Origin of the sequence: uncultured Sphingomonas sp. (genome assembly GCF_964244235.1) — a bacterium.
Taxonomy (GTDB): Bacteria; Pseudomonadota; Alphaproteobacteria; order Sphingomonadales; family Sphingomonadaceae; genus Sphingomonas.
Genome location: NZ_CAXTII010000012.1, coordinates 15709 through 31351 on the forward strand (window position 1 = coordinate 15709; position 15643 = coordinate 31351).

Consider the following 15643-nt stretch of genomic DNA (forward strand, 5'->3'; position numbering starts at 1 on the left):
AACGGTTAGGTCTGACATCGCAACAGGAGAGCCCCCTTCCCATGAAATTCGCCGTGCCGCTGTCGATCATGCTTGCCGCCACCGTTTCCGCGCCCGCGATCGCCGCGAATGGCCGGTTGCCGACCAATGTGGCACCCGTCCTTTACGACATCGCGGTGAAGCCCGATGCGAAGTCGATGACCTTCACCGGTACCGAAACGGCGACGATCGACGTCCGCCAGGCGACGAACACGATCCAGCTGAATGCCGCCGATCTGGTGTTCAGCGACGTGACGTTCGACGGGGTCACGTCGACCTACAAGCTCGATCCCGCCGCGCAGACGCTGACCGTCACGCTGCCCGTCGCCACGCGCGCCGGGCAGCATGTGATGACCTTCGCGTGGAAGGGGACGATCGGCAAATCCGCGGCCGGGCTGTTCGCGATCGACTATACCAATACCGACGGGTCGAAGGCGCAGATGCTGGCCACGCAGTTCGAAGCACCCGACGCGCGCCGCTTCGCGCCATTGTGGGACGAACCGTCGTTCAAGGCGCGTTTCCGCCTCGGTACGGTTGCCCCAGCCGGTCAGACCGCCTTTTCGAACATGCCCGCGACATCGATCGCCAAGCAGCCGGACGGGACGCAACTGTACCGGTTCGGCGAGACGCCGGTGATGTCGAGCTACCTCCTGTTCTTGGGCATCGGCGACATGGACCGCAAGACGGTAAAGGCCGGCAAGACCGAGATCGGCGTCATCACGCGCCGCGGCGTGTCGGACCAGGGCGATTATGCGCTGTCGCAGGCCAAGCGGGTGCTCGCATACTATAATAATTATTTCGCGCAGCCTTATCCGCTGCCCAAGCTCGACATGATCGCGGGGCCCGGTTCCAGCCAGTTCTTTGGCGCGATGGAGAATTGGGGCGCGATTTTCTATTTCGAGAACGAATTGCTGTTTGATCCCGCGCGCACGACGGAAAGCGGGCGTGAGCGGATCTACACCGTCGTTGCGCATGAGACGGCGCATCAATGGTTCGGCGATCTCGTCACCATGTCGTGGTGGGACGATCTGTGGCTGAACGAGGGGTTCGCCTCCTGGATGGAGAACAAGACCGCGGGCGTGCTCAATCCCAGCTGGGATTCGGACGCTGCGGCGGTTGCGTTTGCCCGCGAAGGCGCGATGGGGATCGATGCGACCGCGGCCACGCATCCGATCGTCCGTCACGTCGAAACGGTCGATCAGATCGGCGAGGCGTTCGACGGCATCACCTATGCCAAGGGCCAGGCCGTCATCGGCATGATGGAGGCGACCTTGGGGCCGGAGGTGTTTCGCGACGGCATCCGCCGGTACATGGCGAAGTACCGGTACGGGAACACCGTCACCGACCAGCTATGGACCGAGCTTTCCGGCGCGGCCGGATTGCCGGTGACCCAGATCGCGCACGACTTCACGTTGCAGGGCGGGGTGCCGCTGGTCATGGAAACGGGCGCGCGGTGCGTGAACGGGAAGACTGTGGTGACGCTCGCGCAGGGGCGCTTCGGCCTCGATGCCGCATCGAAGGTTCCGCAGACCTGGCATGTGCCGCTGACCATCGCTGCGATCGGCGGCGGGACGACCGGCGCGGTGGTGACCGGGCCGGCGACCGATGTCTCGGTCAAGGGTTGCGGGACGCTCGTCATCAACCACGGCAAGGCAAGCTATACCCGTACCATGTACGACGACGCCGGCCATGCCGCGATCGTGCGAGATTATGCGAAACTGGCGCTGACCGACCGGCTGGGCACGCTGGGTGATGATTTCGCGCTGGCGGAGGGCGGCTATCAGGACCTGTCGCGCTATTTTGCGCTGACGGCGCAAGTCGGTGCATCGGCGCAACCGCTGGAATGGGCAATGGTGGCGGGCGATGTCGGTGGGCTGGCCGGTCTCTACCGCGATACGGCGCTCGAGGTGCCGCTGCGCGCCAAGACCGGTGCGATCCTGTCGCCCGAACTGCAACGGATCGGCTTGACCGAGCGTAAGGGCGAATCGCCGCAGACGACCAACCTGCGCGAAGCTCTGATCGGTCGGTTGGGGTCGGACGGCGACGCCGCGGTCGTGGCGCAGGCGCGGGCCTATGTCGGCCAGTTGGCGAGCGACCCGACCGCGATCCCGCCGGCGATCCGCGCACCGATCCTGTCGACCTACGCGGTCAACGCGACGCCCGCGGAGTGGGACACGCTGCTGGCGCTGACGATGGCAGAGAAGAGCCCGGTCGCGAAGAACCGCTTCGTGTCGCTATTGGGTGTCGCGCGCGATCCGGCGCTCGCCCAGCGGGCGCTCGATCTGCTCAAGACCGACCGGATTACGACTCCCCAAAAGGCGTCGCTGCTCCGGTCGGTCGCCGGTCGACATGCCGATATGGCGTTCGGTTGGGCGATCGCGAACAAGGCGCTGGTCGATACCTTCGTGGAGCCGAGCACGATTTCCGGCTACATCGTCGGGCTGGGCGGCGCGTCGAACGATCCGGCGATGCCGGGCAAGATCCGCGCCTGGGGGGAAAAGAACCTGCCGGCGGCGGCGCAGGGCGGCATGAAGCGCACGCTCGCCTTCATGGCGGTGCGAAAGGCGACCGCGGATCGGCTGCGGCCGGCCGTGACGGCGTGGTTGGGGCAGGGGGCAAAGTGACCACATGCTCCTGCCAACGCAGGAGTCCAGGGTAACGAAGAACGGCGCTTGTGATCCTCGGCTCCTCCGTTCGCAGGAGCACGGGGCTCAATCCACCCGCACCAGGCCCGCCGCGTACGCCCTCGCTTTCGCCGCATAATGCGCCGCGGACACTGGCAGCATCGCGCGCTGTGTCGCATCCAGTTCGCGTACCGCGCGCGCCGGGCTGCCGACGATCAGGCTGCCGGGCGGAAACGTCTTGCCCTCGGTCACCAGTGCGCCCGCGCCGACGATACAGTCCGCGGCGATCACTGCGCGGTTCAGCACGATCGCGCCCATCCCGATCAATACCCGGTCGGCGATCGTGCAGCCGTGCAGGATGGCGTGATGGCCGATGGTGCAGTCCTCGCCGACGGTCAGCGGCGCGTCAGGGTCGGAATGCAGCATCGCACCCTCCTGCACATTGGTGCGCGCGCCGATGTCGATCCGCGTGTTGTCGGCGCGGATCACGGCCCCGAACCAGACATTGGCCTCGTTACCCAACACGACCTCGGCGATCAGGTCCGCGCTCGGGGCAACCCAGGCGTCGGTGCCAAGAGCGGGGCGTTGTCCGGCGAGTTCGTAGAGGGGCATGGGCGGGATCCTTTGCCGCGTCGATAGCGTCCTCTACCCCCTCCGTCATGCCGGAGACGGGGTGGCGTGGGGGGGGCGAGAAACCTATCCGAACCGCCCCGTGACATAATCCCGCGTCCGCTTCAGCCGCGGGTTCGCGAAGAAATCGGCGGTGGGGCCGAATTCGACCATCCGCCCCAGGAACATGAAGCCGGTATGATCCGACAGCCGCGCCGCCTGCTGCAGATTGTGCGTGACGATCACGATCGTCAGCTCGCGCTTCAACTCGGTCAGCGTCTCCTCCAGCTTCGCCGTCGAGATCGGGTCGAGCGCGGACGCCGGTTCGTCGAGCAGCAGGATTTCGGGGTCGATCGCGATCCCGCGCGCGACGCACAGCCGCTGCTGCTGCCCGCCCGACAGACCGAGGCCGGAGGTGTTGAGCTTGTCCTTCACTTCTTCCCACAACGCCGCACGCTTCAACGCGCGTTCGACGATGCCATCCATCTCGGACCGCGAAGGCTTGCGGTACAGCTTCACGCCGAACGCGATATTGTCGTAGATCGACATCGGGAACGGTGTCGGCTTCTGGAACACCATGCCGATCCGCGCGCGCAGATGCGCGAGATCCAGCTTCGACTGGGTAACCTCGACCTCGCCGTCGCGCGTCTTCAACCGCGCGATGCTGGCACGGTCCGCCATCACGTCGATGCCGTCCAGTAGGATCCGGCCCGTCGCATGCTGCTTGGGATAAAGTTCGTAAATCCGGTTGATTGCGCGCAGCAGGGTCGACTTGCCGCAGCCCGAGGGACCGATCAGCGCGGTGATCTTGCTGCGTTCGACGGGCAGATCGACGCCGAACAGCGACTGCGTCTTGCCGTAGAAGAAATCCAGCTTGCGCGCCTCCAGGATCAGGCTTTCCTTCGACGGCACCGTCATCGCCTGTTCGGAGGCGGTGGGATCGGTCATCATATCCATGATCAGCGGCTTTCCCGTGCCAGCATGCGGCCGGCGATGTTGATGGCGAGGACGAACGCCGCGATCAGCAGCGCACCCGACCAGGCGAGCTGCTGCCAATCGTCATAGGCGCTGAGCGCGAACTGGAAGATCGTCGTCGGCAGGCTGGCGATAGGCTTCGTCAGGCTGGTGCTGTAGAACTGGTTGCCGAGCGAGGTGAAGAGCAACGGAGCGGTCTCGCCCGAGATGCGTGCGAAGCCGAGCAGCCCGGCGGTGACGAGGCCGGCAAGCCCTGCGCGCCATATGATCTTGCGCGTGACGAACGCGCGCGTCGCGCCCAGCGCCATGCCCGCTTCGCGCAGCGCGGTCGGCTGGAGCGACAGGATGTCCTCGGTGGTGCGGGTGACGACCGGCATCGCCAGGATCGCCAGCGCGACGGCACCTGCCAGCGCCGAGAAATGGCCGACGACGTGCGCGACCATGATCTGATAGACGAACAGCCCGATCAGGATCGACGGTGCGGACAGCAGGACGTCGTTCAGGAACCGCACCGTATGGCCGTAGCGGGTCCGCCCGCCATATTCGCTGAGCCATGTCCCCGCGAGAATGCCGACGATCAGCGCAATGACCATGCCCAGACCGCACAGCATCAGCGATCCGACGATCGCATTGCCCAGACCGCCGACCGAACCCGGTGCAGGCTGGGTCATCGTGAACAGGTTCAGGTTGATCCCGCCGATGCCCTTGAGCACCAGCGACCACAGGATGAAGGCCAGCATCAGCAGCGCGACGGCGGCGGCGCCGCCGCAGGCGACGACGAACACGCCGTTGACGACGCGACGCCGCTGCGAGCGGGCGGTGCGGGACGAGGGATGGGCCATGTCGCTGCTCCCTATCGATCGTTGCGAGCGAGCAGCGCCCGCGCGGTGGCGAGCACCGCGAAGGTGATGAGGAACAGGACGAGGCCGAGCGCGATCAGCGCGGAGGTGTGCATTTCCCCGGTCGCCTCGGCAAATTCGTTCGCGATCGTCGATGCGATCGTCGATCCGCTGTCGAACAGCCCGTGGGGGAAGCCGTGCGAGTTGCCGATGATGAACGTCACCGCCATCGTCTCCCCCAGCGCGCGGCCGAGGCCTAGCATGATCACGCCGATCATGCCTTTGCCGACATAGGGGATCGCGATCGACTTCATGACCTCGAACGGTGTGCAGCCAAGGCCATAGCCGGCTTCGCGCACCTGGGGCGGCACGGTCAGCAGTAGCTCGCGGAAGACCGCGGCCATATAGGGCAGGATCATGATCGCCAGGATGATCGAGGCGGTCAGGATGTTCGCGCCGTTGGGGGTACCCTGGACGATCTTCTCCATCCAGGAGCCCGGCTGCGCATTCATGATGAGCGGCAACTGGACGTGCTGCGCGAACCAGGGCGCGAGGACGAAGAGCCCCCACATGCCGTAGACGATCGAGGGAATGCCGGCGAGCAGTTCTATGGCGATCGCGATCGGTCGCGCCGCGCGCTTGGGGCAGAATTCGACGAGGAATACCGCGATCCCCGTCGCCAGCGGCAGCGCCATCAGCAGCGACAGGAAGGCGGTGACCAGCGTGCCGACGATCGGACCCGCCGCGCCATAGACGTCGCCTACCGGATCCCAGGTCGTGCTGGTCAGGAACCCGAAGCCGAATTTCCGGATGATCGGCCAGCCGCCGATGATCAGGCTTATGATCACGCCGCCAAGCGTCGCGAGCAGCAATGTCGCCGCGGTGGCGCACAGCGTGCGGAAGATCGCCTCCTGGGCAGCGCCGCGATCGGCGACTTCGCGGGGAGCGGGGCTGCCAGCGGCGGTGGATGCGACGGCCACGATTACCTCTTCGTCAGGCGCAGAAAACGGGCGGCCCGAAGGACCGCCCGCATTTCGTCAGGGCAAGATCAACGCGAGACGTAGACCGGCTTCCCGCCCGACTGGATCATCGCCGCCCACTGATGACGCACCAGCGTCTTCACCGATGCGGGCAGCGGCACGTAATCGAGCTTCGCAGCTTCTGCGTCGCCGCTCTTGTACGCCCAGTCGAAGAACTTCAGCACGGCCTCGCCACTGGCCGGGTTGGCCTGGTTGCGATAGACGAGGATGAACGTCGCACCCGTGATCGGCCACGAATTCGCGCCCGGCTGATTGAGCAGCAGCAGGTAGTTGCCCGGTGCCTTGCTCCACTGCGCGCCGGCAGCGGCGGCCGAGAATGCGGCCGCGTCCGGCACCGGGCACTTGCCCGTCTTGTTGCAGACCAGCGCGTAGGCGGCCTTGTTCTGCTTGGCATAGGCATATTCGACATAGCCGATCGAACCGACCGTCTGCTTCACGAAGGCGGAGACGCCGTCATTGCCCTTGCCGCCCAGACCCGTCGGCCACTGGACCGAGTCGCTCGCGCCGACCTTCGACGCCCATTCCGGGTTCGTCATCGTCAGGAACGAGGTGTACAGGAACGACGTGCCCGACCCGTCCGAACGGTGGACGACGGTGATCGGCGTACCCGGCAGCTTCAGCTGTTGGTTCACGCCCTGGATTTCGGGATCGTTCCAGCGATTGACCTTCCCGAGATAGATGTCGCCCAGGATCTTGCCGTTCAGCTTGATCCGGCCGGCGGCCAGGCCGGGCAGGTTGATGATCGGCACGACGCCCCCGACCACGGTCGGAAACTGGTAAAGGCCCGACGCGGCGAGTTCCTCGGGCTTCAGCGGCTTGTCGCTGGCGCCGAAATCGACGGTCTTGGCCTTGATCTGCTTGATGCCGCCGCCCGAGCCGATCGCCTGATAGTTCAGCGCCTGGCCGGTCTGCTGCTTGTACAGTTCGGCCCAGCGCGCATAGACCGGGGCGGGGAACGTCGCGCCTGCGCCCGAGATGTCGGCCGCCATCGCGGCACCAGTGATCGCGACGCCCGCAAGCGCCAGAGTGAGTTTCTTGTACATAGCCGATCTCCGTCTGGGACGCCGTCGAGCGCTCCGGGTGATGATTTGTTCATGACGTGCGGATGTTACAACTCGAAGACTCGCGGGCCTTTCCTCGCGAGCCTTCGAGTGTCTGGCGCTTGGACCTAGAAGCGCAGCTGGCCGAACAGGCCGATTTCGTCATAGGTGCCGCGCCCGCCGGTCAGCAGACCCGCCGCATTGGCTCCGCCGATCGTGCCGTTCTGCGTCGCGAACAGGCCGTTATCGACCGCCTCGCGCTTGTAGACCAGCGCCAGATCGACGATCTTCACCGGCTCATATTGCAGGCCGACGTTGAAGTAATGATCCTTGAAATTGGGATTGGTCAGCTCGGCCGGCTTGACCCAATCGTAGCGCCCGAATGCGCTCCACTTGGGGATCGGATTGATGTTGCCGAACACCGTGTAGCCGCTCGACTTGTCCTCGGCGAGGGTGGCGACGTTGTTCCAGTCCTTGGTGTGGAAATACTCGCCGCCGACGGTGAACAGCGCGGACTTGTACCCGGCTGCCGCATCGAGCCGCGTCGCGGTGTGCAATTTGGCAAGCCCGGTCGGCAGCACCAGCCCCTGGACGTCGTTGGCGCGCTTGCCGCTATAGCCGCCGACACCCGCGAAGGCACCCTTGTACTGCAGCGATACGCGGCCTTCGACGTCTACCGAGTTCGTCACCTTGACGTTGCGATACCCGCCGCCGTCGATGAACGACACCTGATAGGACAGGATCTTGTCGAAGAAGTCGCCGAGGACGTGGATGCCCCAGTCCGCCGAGGTGCCGTAACCGGTACGATCGATCAGCGTGTTCTCGATATGGCGATAGCCATATTGGCTCTCGATGAAGGGAACCCACGGCAGATCGGCCGAACCCGCACGAATGACGAGCATCGGCGACAGCGTCGCCTGCAGATAGGCCTTCTTGATATAGAATCCGCGGCCGACGAGCGCGAGGTTGTTGTTGATCGTTTCCGCCGGTACCGGGATAGTGCAGGCGACCGTACCCGTCACGCACGTCGCGGGGATCGTGACGGTGGTTGCGCCGTTCGACTGCGCGCCGGGAAAGTTGTTGTTCGACGTGTTGCCCACGACGTTGGAGACATCCATCGTCAGGTTGGCGGCGAAGACGTTGTTGAACTTGTGATCGACGCCGAAATAGAAGCGCTTGATGTCGAACCCGGTGCCGTCATTGCCCTGACGGGCACCGTTGTTCAGCTGGTTGAGGTTGCTGAAGTTGAAATACATGCGGCCGGACAGCACGGTCGAGTCGGCCCAGCTCGGCTTGGGCTTGGGCAGTTTGCCCATCGCAGCCGCGACCTGAGCCGGTGCGGCCTGCTGCGCGGCGAGCGCGGTCGATTGCGCGGTATCCGCCTTCACGGTCGCGTCGGCGGCCTGGGTCTGGGCGACCGAAGCCTGGGCCTGGGTGGCGCGCTGCGCCTCTTCCTGCGCGTCGAGTCGCGCGGTGAGTTCGGCGACCTGCGCCTTCAGCGCGTCGATCTCGCCCTTGTTGGCGGCGGGCCTCGAGGCAGCATGGTGACGGACGGGCGCCGCCTCTGCGCCAGCAGCGCCGGTCAGCGCGAGCACGGCGGCTCCGGCGAGCAGAGAAGTCTTCACGGTCATGGGGTCCCCCTTGGATGCCGGCCCGTCGCCGGTCGATTGAGCCGCTAGTCGGGCCTCATGACTCTTGTCGGACAGTTATGTGAAAGTTTTAAGTCAGCAATACTATGTGTCTCTTAAGCCGCACTTGCCGTGGTCACGACCTCGCACCGCGCCGTCCGCTCCCCTACATCCGGCGCGAAGACGATTCGAGGACACCGATGACCGACGCTCCGATTGGCAATCCGCTGCTGACCGATACCGACCTGCCCGATTTCGCCGCGATCAGACCGGAGCACGTCGTTCCCGCGGTCACGGCACTGGTCGACGGCCACCGCGCAGCGGTCGATCGCATCACCAGTTCGAGTGCGAGCGGCTTTGGCGATGTCGTGCTCGCAAGCGAACGCGCGGACTTCGCGCTCAGCCGCGGCTGGTCGCCGGTCGGGCATCTCCACGGCGTCGCCGATACCCCGGACCTTCGCGCCGCGCATGCGCATGCGCAGGCGATGCTGTCCGAATATTTCGCCGTCGCCGGTCAGAATCGCGATCTGTACGCCGCGCTGCTTCGCGTTGCCGATGGTGCCGGTTTTACGGACCTGCCCGCCGCCGATCGTCGCGCCGTCGAACTCGCTATCCGCGCGTTTCGCTTGTCGGGTGTCGCGCTGGAGGGTGACGCAAAGGCGCGGTTCCGCGAGATCGGTACGACGCTCAGCCGGCTCGGCACCGAATTCGGCAACGCCGTGCTGGACGCGACCGAGGCGTGGAGCGAGCAGGTGACCGACGAAGCCGCGCTTGCCGGGGTGCCACCCTCGGCGCTGGCCATCCTGAAAAGCTATGCCGTCGAGAAGGGGCTGGACGGCTGGCTGGTGACGCTTCGTCAGCCAAGCGTTCAGGCAATACTGACCTATGCGACCGACCGCGATCTGCGCGCGCGGGTCTACCGCGCGTACAATACGCGGGCATCGGACCAGTCAGACAGCCCGCAATTCGATAACGCGGCGCGGATCGCGCAGATCGTGGCGCTTCGGCACGAATCCGCACTGCTGCTTGGCTTTACCGATGCCGCCGCACGCTCGGTCGAGACCAAGATGGCGCAGTCCGCGGAAGAGGCGCTGGCGTTCCTCGCCGATCTCGCCCGACGTGCGCGCCCGCTGGCGGAGGCGGATCTGGCGGACGCGCGTGCGTGCGCGAAGGCGGAATTCGGAATCGAAACGCTGATGCCCTGGGACATGGGCTTCGTTACCGAAGCCCTCCGCCGCCAGCGCCACGGCGTCGATGAGGAAGCGATCAAGGCGTATTTCCCGTTGCCGCGTGTCCTGTCGGGCGTCCGGTCGCTGATCGAGCGGCTGTACGGCGTGCGTCTGATCGCGCGCGAAGACGTTTCGGTCTGGAACCCCGGCGTCTTATATTATGATCTGGCCGGCGTGTCCGGCGTCCCGTTCGCGGGGGTCTATCTCGATCTGCACGCGCGCGGCGGCAAGCGGGGCGGGGCATGGATGGACGTCTGCCGACCGCGTTTCCGTGACGCCGACCGGACTTATACGCCGGTCGCCTATCTAACGTGCAACTTCGCGCCGCCGACGCCCGATCGGCCGGCCTTGCTGAGCCACAACGACGTGCTGACGTTGCTGCATGAATTTGGCCATGCGCTTCACCACGTGCTGACCGAGATCGACCTGCCGTCGATCGGCGGCATATCGTCGGTGGAATGGGATGCAGTCGAATTACCAAGCCAGTTCATGGAGAATTTTGGCTGGGACAAGGCGACGCTTGCCGAGGTGTCAGGGCATGTCGACACCGGCGCGGCGCTGCCAGACGATCTGTACGACAGGATGCTCGGCGCGCGGCGGTTCCAGGCGGGTCTGTTCCTGCTTCGCCAGATCGAGTTCGCGACCTTCGACCTGCGCCTGCACCGCGATTTCAACCCCGCGGTCGGTGCGCAGGTCGAGCAGACGCTCGCCGAAGTTCGGGCGGAGGTGTCGGTGATGGCACCGCCTGAATGGTCGCGCTTCGCCAATGCGTTCGGGCACGTGTTCGCCGGCGGCTATGCGGCGGGCTATTACAGTTACCTATGGGCGGAATTGCTGTCGGCGGACGCGTTCGAGGGGTTCGCGGAGGCCGGCCCGGCGGCGGGTGACGTGTTTCGGCGCGAGATCCTGTCGCGCGGCGCGAGTCGACCGGCGGCGGATAGTTTTGCGGCCTATCGGGGGCGTGCCGCCAGGCCGGATGCGCTGCTCAGGCATTACGGGCTGGCGGCCCAGTCACCCGCTTCGACTGCCGCCAGCACCCCTGTCGCCAGTTCCGCCCGGCAGATCAGCAAATCCGGCAGCAACGGGTTGCGGCAATTATATACGAGCGGCGATCCGTCGATCCGCGATGCGTGAAGCCCTGCCGCGACCGCCACCGCGGCGGGCGCGCAATTGTCCCATTCATATTGGCCGCCGTCGTGCAGATAGATGTCCGCATCCCCCGAAACGACCGCCATCGCCTTCGCGCCTGCCGATCCCATCGCGATCATTTCCGCCCCCAGCCGTTCGGCGACGGCCAATGCGATTGCGGGCGGGCGGGTGCGGCTGAGGACCATCCGCGGGCGTCCCTCGGCTGCCGGCGCGGCGCGAGCGTCGTCGGTCGCATAGCTTCGCCCCATCGCCGGCAGCGCGACCGCGCCCACCACGGCGACGCCATCGATCGCCAGCCCGACATGCACCGCCCAGTCGTCGCGTCCGCCCGCATATTCGCGCGTCCCGTCCAGCGGATCGACGATCCACACCCGCCGCGCCGCGCAGCGAGCCGGGTCGTCGCGCGCCTCTTCGGACAAGACGAAGTCGTCGGGCCGCAAGGCGCGAAGTCGGCCGACGATCAACGCGTTCGCGGCATGATCCCCCGCATCACCCAGCGCCTTGCCCGACCCGCCGCGCGTGCGCAGGTCGAGCAGCAACGCCCCCGCTTCATCGGCGATCATGCGGGCGATGGCGGCGTCCGTCGGTTCCATGTCGGCGATCATGCCACGACCGGCCGCGCCGGGCGAGAGGGTCAATCCGCCCCCGCGCGCTCGATCGAGTCGAGGATCCGCGCGCCCGCCATGAACACCGCGATCGGGCAGGCGGCGAACAGCATGCGGCCGCCCCAGCCGGGATATTGCTGCATATAGTGAAACCCGCGTTCCACCGCCCCTGTACCCAAACCGTAGATCACGAGGAAGGCCTCGAACTTGGTCTTGATGACGAACAGCCTGGCGAGTTTGATCCACATGACGGGGGCTCAGCAAAGCGCGTGCCGATTGCGGATTTCCGCCGATCCGGGATTGAAGGATATGGTTAGCTGTCAATTAACCCGACAGGCCGATCCGGCTGGCAGGCGGCGGGACCGGCATAAGCCCCGAGCGCGACGGCGGCACGCGGGTCTAAAGTTCCGGGAGGTCCAGCGCCTTGAGCAACGCCGCCCGCGCCCGTTCGATCTGCGCGATGAGCGCCGCATCGCCGATCGCGGACGGGTCGATGGCGTCGGGCCAATGCGCCTCGACGATCCGCATGATCCGGCCGATCTTCGCCTGGTCGACCAGGAAGCGCGGATCGATCGTCGCCGGGTCGGCGGCGACTCGCAGGCGCAGGCACGCCGGGCCGCCGCCATTCGCCATCGATTCGCGAACGTCGATCGTCCGCAGCCGGCGGATCGGGCCGTTCCCGGCGACCATCGTCTCCAGCCAGCGCCAGACGCGCGGGTTCTCGCGTGCTTCGTCGGGCAGCAACAGCGTCGTGCCGCGATCGGTCGACAGCAATTGCGCGTTGAAGAGGTACGATCGGATCGCATCGTCGAGCGATACCGCAGACGCCGGAACTTCCACGATCTCGATCGCCGGGCAGGCGGCTTTCAGGTCGGCATAGAAGCGCACCCGGTCGGCGAACGCCTGTTCATGCGCGAAGATGATGTTGCGGTTCGCGACCGCGACGACATCGTTGTGGAACGCGCCGGCGGCGATCGCCTCAGCGGATTGCTGGACGAACAGCGCCGTCTTCACGCCGTGCGACCGCGCGACCGCCGCGCTGGCTTCGCGGTGCTGGCGCGCCGGGAAGGGGCCGCCTGGCGCGCCGTGGACAAAGATCTCGACACCCGCCGCGGCTGGGTCGCCCAGCCGCATATGGTTTGCCGCGCCTTCGTCGCCGAACGGGGCGGGGACGGGGGCGTGGACCGCGAATGCCGGGTCGGCGAAGGCGAGCCGCAACTGTGCCAGCGTCGCTGGCCATTCGTGGCTGCGATGCGGCATCGTCATCAGGTTCGCGATCGTCAGGTGGCAGCGCCCGTCCACGGTATCCGCCGCGGGGGATACCGTCGCCGCATTCGCCGCCCACATCGCCGATGCGGACAGCGCCTGCGCGCGCAGATGTGCGCTCGCCGCATCGTAATCGGTCGACAGCGACGTCAGCCAGCGATGGTTCGGGCGCGGGTGCGGCAGCAGGATGGCCTGAACCTGCCCGAGGTCGATCGCCGCGCGCATCTTGGTCAGCCCCTGCAGCGCCGCCGCCTTCGGGCGCGAGATCGCGCCGGCATTTTGCGTGGCGGCGAGATTGCCCGGTGCAAGCCCGGCATAATTATGGCTCGGACCGACGATCCCGTCGAAGTTGATTTCCACCACCGCCATCACAACCGGCCGATATGCAGGACGACATCGCCGGTGCCGACGCCCAGCGCCGCCGCACCCTCCGCGTCGATCGCGATCCCGTCGCCGGCCACCTGCACCTTGCCGTAGGCGCAGCGGAAATCCTGCAGGCGGCCGGTCGCGACCAGGGATTCGGTGCCGCCTTCGCCGTCCACCGCCAGGATCGTGCGCTCCCGCGCATTGGCGATCGTCGCCACGCGATCGGTGCGTGCGGTCATAGTCGGGCCGCCATCGAAGATGTCGACATAATTCTCGAACGCGAACCCCTCGTTCTCCAGCATCCGCATAGCCGCCCGACCCGACGGGTGCGGCAGACCGATCGCGGCGCGCGCATGGTCGGAGAGCATCGCGGTATAGATCGGGTGTTTGGGCATCAGGTCGGCAATGAACTGGTGGCCGTTCATGGCGTTGAAGCTGTCGGCATCCTGGAAATTCATCGCGAAGAACCGGCCCGCCAGCCCGTCCCAGAAGGGTGATCCGCCGGTTTCGTCCATCACCCCGCGCAGCTCCGCCAATATGCGATCGGCAAAACGCGCGCGGTGAATCCGGATGAAGAGATAGCGCGCGCGGGCCAGCAAAAGCCCCAATCCGCCCGCGCGCTCGCCCGGATGAAGGAACAGCCCACCGACCTCGCTCGACCCCTCCAGATCGGTGGCAAGGCTGAGCATCTCGGCGCGGAACGTGCGGTCGAGCGCGCGGCTGTGCTGCGTCAATATGCCGATTCGGTAGCTGTAGAAGGGGTGCGTCTGTCCGACCTGGGTGAAGATCTGGCACGTACCGCGCACCTCGTGCGTCGCCGTGTCCTCCAGCACCAGCACGAACAATTCGTCGGCGATGGTTTCGGCATCGCGCGCGAACGCCTCGCGGCTGCGGTCCAGCTTGGCCTCCAGCGCTCGCCGGTCCGCCGGCAGGTTGGTGAAACCACCGCCGGTCAGCTTCGCCATCTCGTACAGATGCGCCAGGTCGCCGTCGTTCGCGGCGCGGATCCGGAAGCTCACAGCCGGCCCCGCCCGGCGAGGCGGAGGATGGTGACCGCGGACAGGGCGGCGCGTTCGGCCAGGCTGTCGATCAGCATGAATTCGTCGGGCGAATGGATCGCGCCGCCACGGACGCCCATCGTGTCGATGACCGGTACGCCGGCCGCGGCGATGTTGTTGCCGTCGCACACGCCGCCCGTCGCGCGCCAGCCGATGTCGAGACCCAGGTCCGCGCCCGCGTCCTTCACCAGCGCGAAAAGCCGCGCGGCATCGGCGTCGATCGGCTTGGGTGGCCGGTTGAAGCCGCCATGGACGGTGATGGCGACGTCGTGGTCCGCCGCGACCGCGCTGACGGCGGCGTCGAGCTGCGCGCGTGCACGGTCGATCGCGGCGTCGTCCGCGGGGCGGAAATTGATGCGAAGCACCGCTTGGTCCGGCACGACATTGTTCGGCCCGCCGCCATCGATCCGTGCAGGGTTGACGGTCAGCCCAGCGCCCGCCGTCTTGCTCGACCGTAGCGCCAGATCGGCCGCGGCGACGATTGCGTTGCGACCGTCTTCCGGGTTGCGCCCGGCATGCGCGCTGCGGCCCCGGACCAGGATCGAGAAATTGCCCGTTCCGCCGCGGGCACCTGCGAGCGTGCCGTCGGGCAAGGCCGGTTCGTAGGTCAGCGCGGCCAGCTTGCCCCGCGCGGTTTCGGCGAGCAGCGCGGCGGAGGACAGCGAACCCGTCTCCTCGTCCGAATTGACGACGACGGTATAACCGATCCGGGCCGCCAGCGGCGTCGTCTCCACGGCGCGCAATGCCGCAAGCATCACCGCCAAACCGCCCTTCATATCGGCGACGCCGGGGCCGCCCAACGTCGCCTGATCGATCCGCGCGACCGTCTGGAACGCGTGATCCACCGGGTACACCGTATCCATGTGCCCCGTGAGCAACAGCTGCACCGGCGCGTCCGGGCGAACCGACAGCGTCAGGTGCCGGCCATGGTCGAGCGCCACGGCTCGTCCGTTCGCAGCGATGGTTTCGACGGGCGCCGGTTCGACCAGCTGTATCTCTCCCGGGAGCACAGCGAACGAGTCGCCCAACATTGCCGCCATCGTCGCCAGCCCGGACAGGTTGCCCGTGCCGCTGTTGATTGCGGCCCATGTCTCGACCTGTGCCAGCATCGCTTCGGCGTCGAGCGCGGCGACGGCGTCGGTCTCGGTGGCGGAAAGCGTCATCGCCGGACCCTATCGTCCGCGACGCGCGGGCGCA

At 66.6% G+C, this 15643-nt stretch carries 12 protein-coding genes and 1 pseudogene; 2 read left to right on the top strand and 11 right to left on the bottom strand.

Annotated features, from left to right (window positions below; genetic code table 11):
• Positions 1-41 precede the first annotated feature (41 nt).
• Positions 42-2642, top strand: a complete 2601-nt coding sequence (locus tag ACFE7D_RS03905) for a M1 family metallopeptidase (RefSeq protein WP_375394118.1) — start codon at positions 42-44, stop codon at positions 2640-2642.
• Positions 2643-2729: 87 nt separating this feature from the next.
• Here ACFE7D_RS03905 and ACFE7D_RS03910 read toward each other — a convergent pair whose 3' ends face one another.
• The 6 genes from ACFE7D_RS03910 to ACFE7D_RS03935 all read right to left on the bottom strand — a co-directional run bounded on the left by ACFE7D_RS03910 (position 2730) and on the right by ACFE7D_RS03935 (position 8776).
• Positions 2730-3254, bottom strand: coding sequence for a gamma carbonic anhydrase family protein (locus ACFE7D_RS03910; RefSeq protein ID WP_375394119.1), 525 nt, complete (start codon positions 3252-3254; stop codon positions 2730-2732).
• 84 nt (positions 3255-3338) lie between these two features.
• Entirely contained in the window at positions 3339-4199 is an 861-nt protein-coding gene (locus ACFE7D_RS03915; RefSeq protein WP_375394120.1) for a phosphate ABC transporter ATP-binding protein, read from the bottom strand.
• 11 nt (positions 4200-4210) lie between these two features.
• Positions 4211-5068, bottom strand: coding sequence for a phosphate ABC transporter permease PstA (gene pstA, locus ACFE7D_RS03920; protein WP_375394121.1), 858 nt, complete (start codon positions 5066-5068; stop codon positions 4211-4213).
• Positions 5069-5079: 11 nt separating this feature from the next.
• Entirely contained in the window at positions 5080-6045 is a 966-nt protein-coding gene (gene pstC, locus ACFE7D_RS03925) for a phosphate ABC transporter permease subunit PstC (RefSeq protein ID WP_375394122.1), read from the bottom strand.
• Between the two features lie 68 nt (positions 6046-6113).
• Positions 6114-7148 carry a phosphate ABC transporter substrate-binding protein PstS gene (pstS, locus tag ACFE7D_RS03930; RefSeq protein ID WP_375394123.1) on the bottom strand — a complete coding sequence of 345 codons (1035 nt, stop codon included), beginning with the start codon at positions 7146-7148 and terminating at the stop codon, positions 6114-6116.
• Positions 7149-7273: 125 nt separating this feature from the next.
• Positions 7274-8776, bottom strand: a complete 1503-nt coding sequence (locus ACFE7D_RS03935) for a hypothetical protein (protein WP_375394124.1) — start codon at positions 8774-8776, stop codon at positions 7274-7276.
• A 197-nt stretch (positions 8777-8973) separates the two neighbouring features.
• Here ACFE7D_RS03935 and ACFE7D_RS03940 point away from each other — a divergent pair, with 197 nt between their 5' ends.
• Complete coding sequence (locus ACFE7D_RS03940) at positions 8974-11136, top strand: M3 family metallopeptidase (protein ID WP_375394125.1); 2163 nt, start codon at positions 8974-8976, stop codon at positions 11134-11136.
• Here the strand turns inward: ACFE7D_RS03940 and ACFE7D_RS03945 are convergent.
• From ACFE7D_RS03945 to ACFE7D_RS03965, 5 genes and pseudogenes are all read right to left on the bottom strand, one after another.
• Positions 11019-11756: pseudogene (locus ACFE7D_RS03945) on the bottom strand (3'(2'),5'-bisphosphate nucleotidase CysQ); the annotation flags it as partial. The gene ACFE7D_RS03940 and the pseudogene ACFE7D_RS03945 sit on opposite strands and share 118 nt — an antisense overlap.
• A 29-nt stretch (positions 11757-11785) precedes the next feature.
• Positions 11786-12004 carry a hypothetical protein gene (locus ACFE7D_RS03950; protein ID WP_375394126.1) on the bottom strand — a complete coding sequence of 73 codons (219 nt, stop codon included), beginning with the start codon at positions 12002-12004 and terminating at the stop codon, positions 11786-11788.
• 151 nt (positions 12005-12155) lie between these two features.
• Positions 12156-13391 (bottom strand): N-succinylarginine dihydrolase, encoded by a 1236-nt coding sequence (locus ACFE7D_RS03955; protein ID WP_375394127.1) that lies wholly within the window; start codon positions 13389-13391, stop codon positions 12156-12158.
• Positions 13391-14407 (bottom strand): arginine N-succinyltransferase, encoded by a 1017-nt coding sequence (locus ACFE7D_RS03960; RefSeq protein ID WP_375394128.1) that lies wholly within the window; start codon positions 14405-14407, stop codon positions 13391-13393. Before ACFE7D_RS03960 ends, ACFE7D_RS03955 begins: the two co-directional genes overlap by 1 nt.
• Positions 14404-15609 (bottom strand): hydrolase, encoded by a 1206-nt coding sequence (locus ACFE7D_RS03965; protein WP_375394129.1) that lies wholly within the window; start codon positions 15607-15609, stop codon positions 14404-14406. Before ACFE7D_RS03965 ends, ACFE7D_RS03960 begins: the two co-directional genes overlap by 4 nt.
• Positions 15610-15643: the final 34 nt, after the last annotated feature.

Coding starts and splice junctions, on each gene's coding strand:
- ACFE7D_RS03910 (WP_375394119.1), bottom strand. CDS start 3,254: ATGCCCCTCTACGAACTCGCCGGACAACGCCCCGCTCTTGGCACCGAC.
- ACFE7D_RS03950 (WP_375394126.1), bottom strand. CDS start 12,004: ATGTGGATCAAACTCGCCAGGCTGTTCGTCATCAAGACCAAGTTCGAG.
- ACFE7D_RS03935 (WP_375394124.1), bottom strand. CDS start 8,776: ATGACCGTGAAGACTTCTCTGCTCGCCGGAGCCGCCGTGCTCGCGCTG.
- pstA (WP_375394121.1), bottom strand. CDS start 5,068: ATGGCCCATCCCTCGTCCCGCACCGCCCGCTCGCAGCGGCGTCGCGTC.
- ACFE7D_RS03915 (WP_375394120.1), bottom strand. CDS start 4,199: ATGACCGATCCCACCGCCTCCGAACAGGCGATGACGGTGCCGTCGAAG.
- ACFE7D_RS03905 (WP_375394118.1), top strand. CDS start 42: ATGAAATTCGCCGTGCCGCTGTCGATCATGCTTGCCGCCACCGTTTCC.
- ACFE7D_RS03965 (WP_375394129.1), bottom strand. CDS start 15,609: ATGACGCTTTCCGCCACCGAGACCGACGCCGTCGCCGCGCTCGACGCC.
- pstS (WP_375394123.1), bottom strand. CDS start 7,148: ATGTACAAGAAACTCACTCTGGCGCTTGCGGGCGTCGCGATCACTGGT.
- ACFE7D_RS03955 (WP_375394127.1), bottom strand. CDS start 13,391: ATGGCGGTGGTGGAAATCAACTTCGACGGGATCGTCGGTCCGAGCCAT.
- ACFE7D_RS03940 (WP_375394125.1), top strand. CDS start 8,974: ATGACCGACGCTCCGATTGGCAATCCGCTGCTGACCGATACCGACCTG.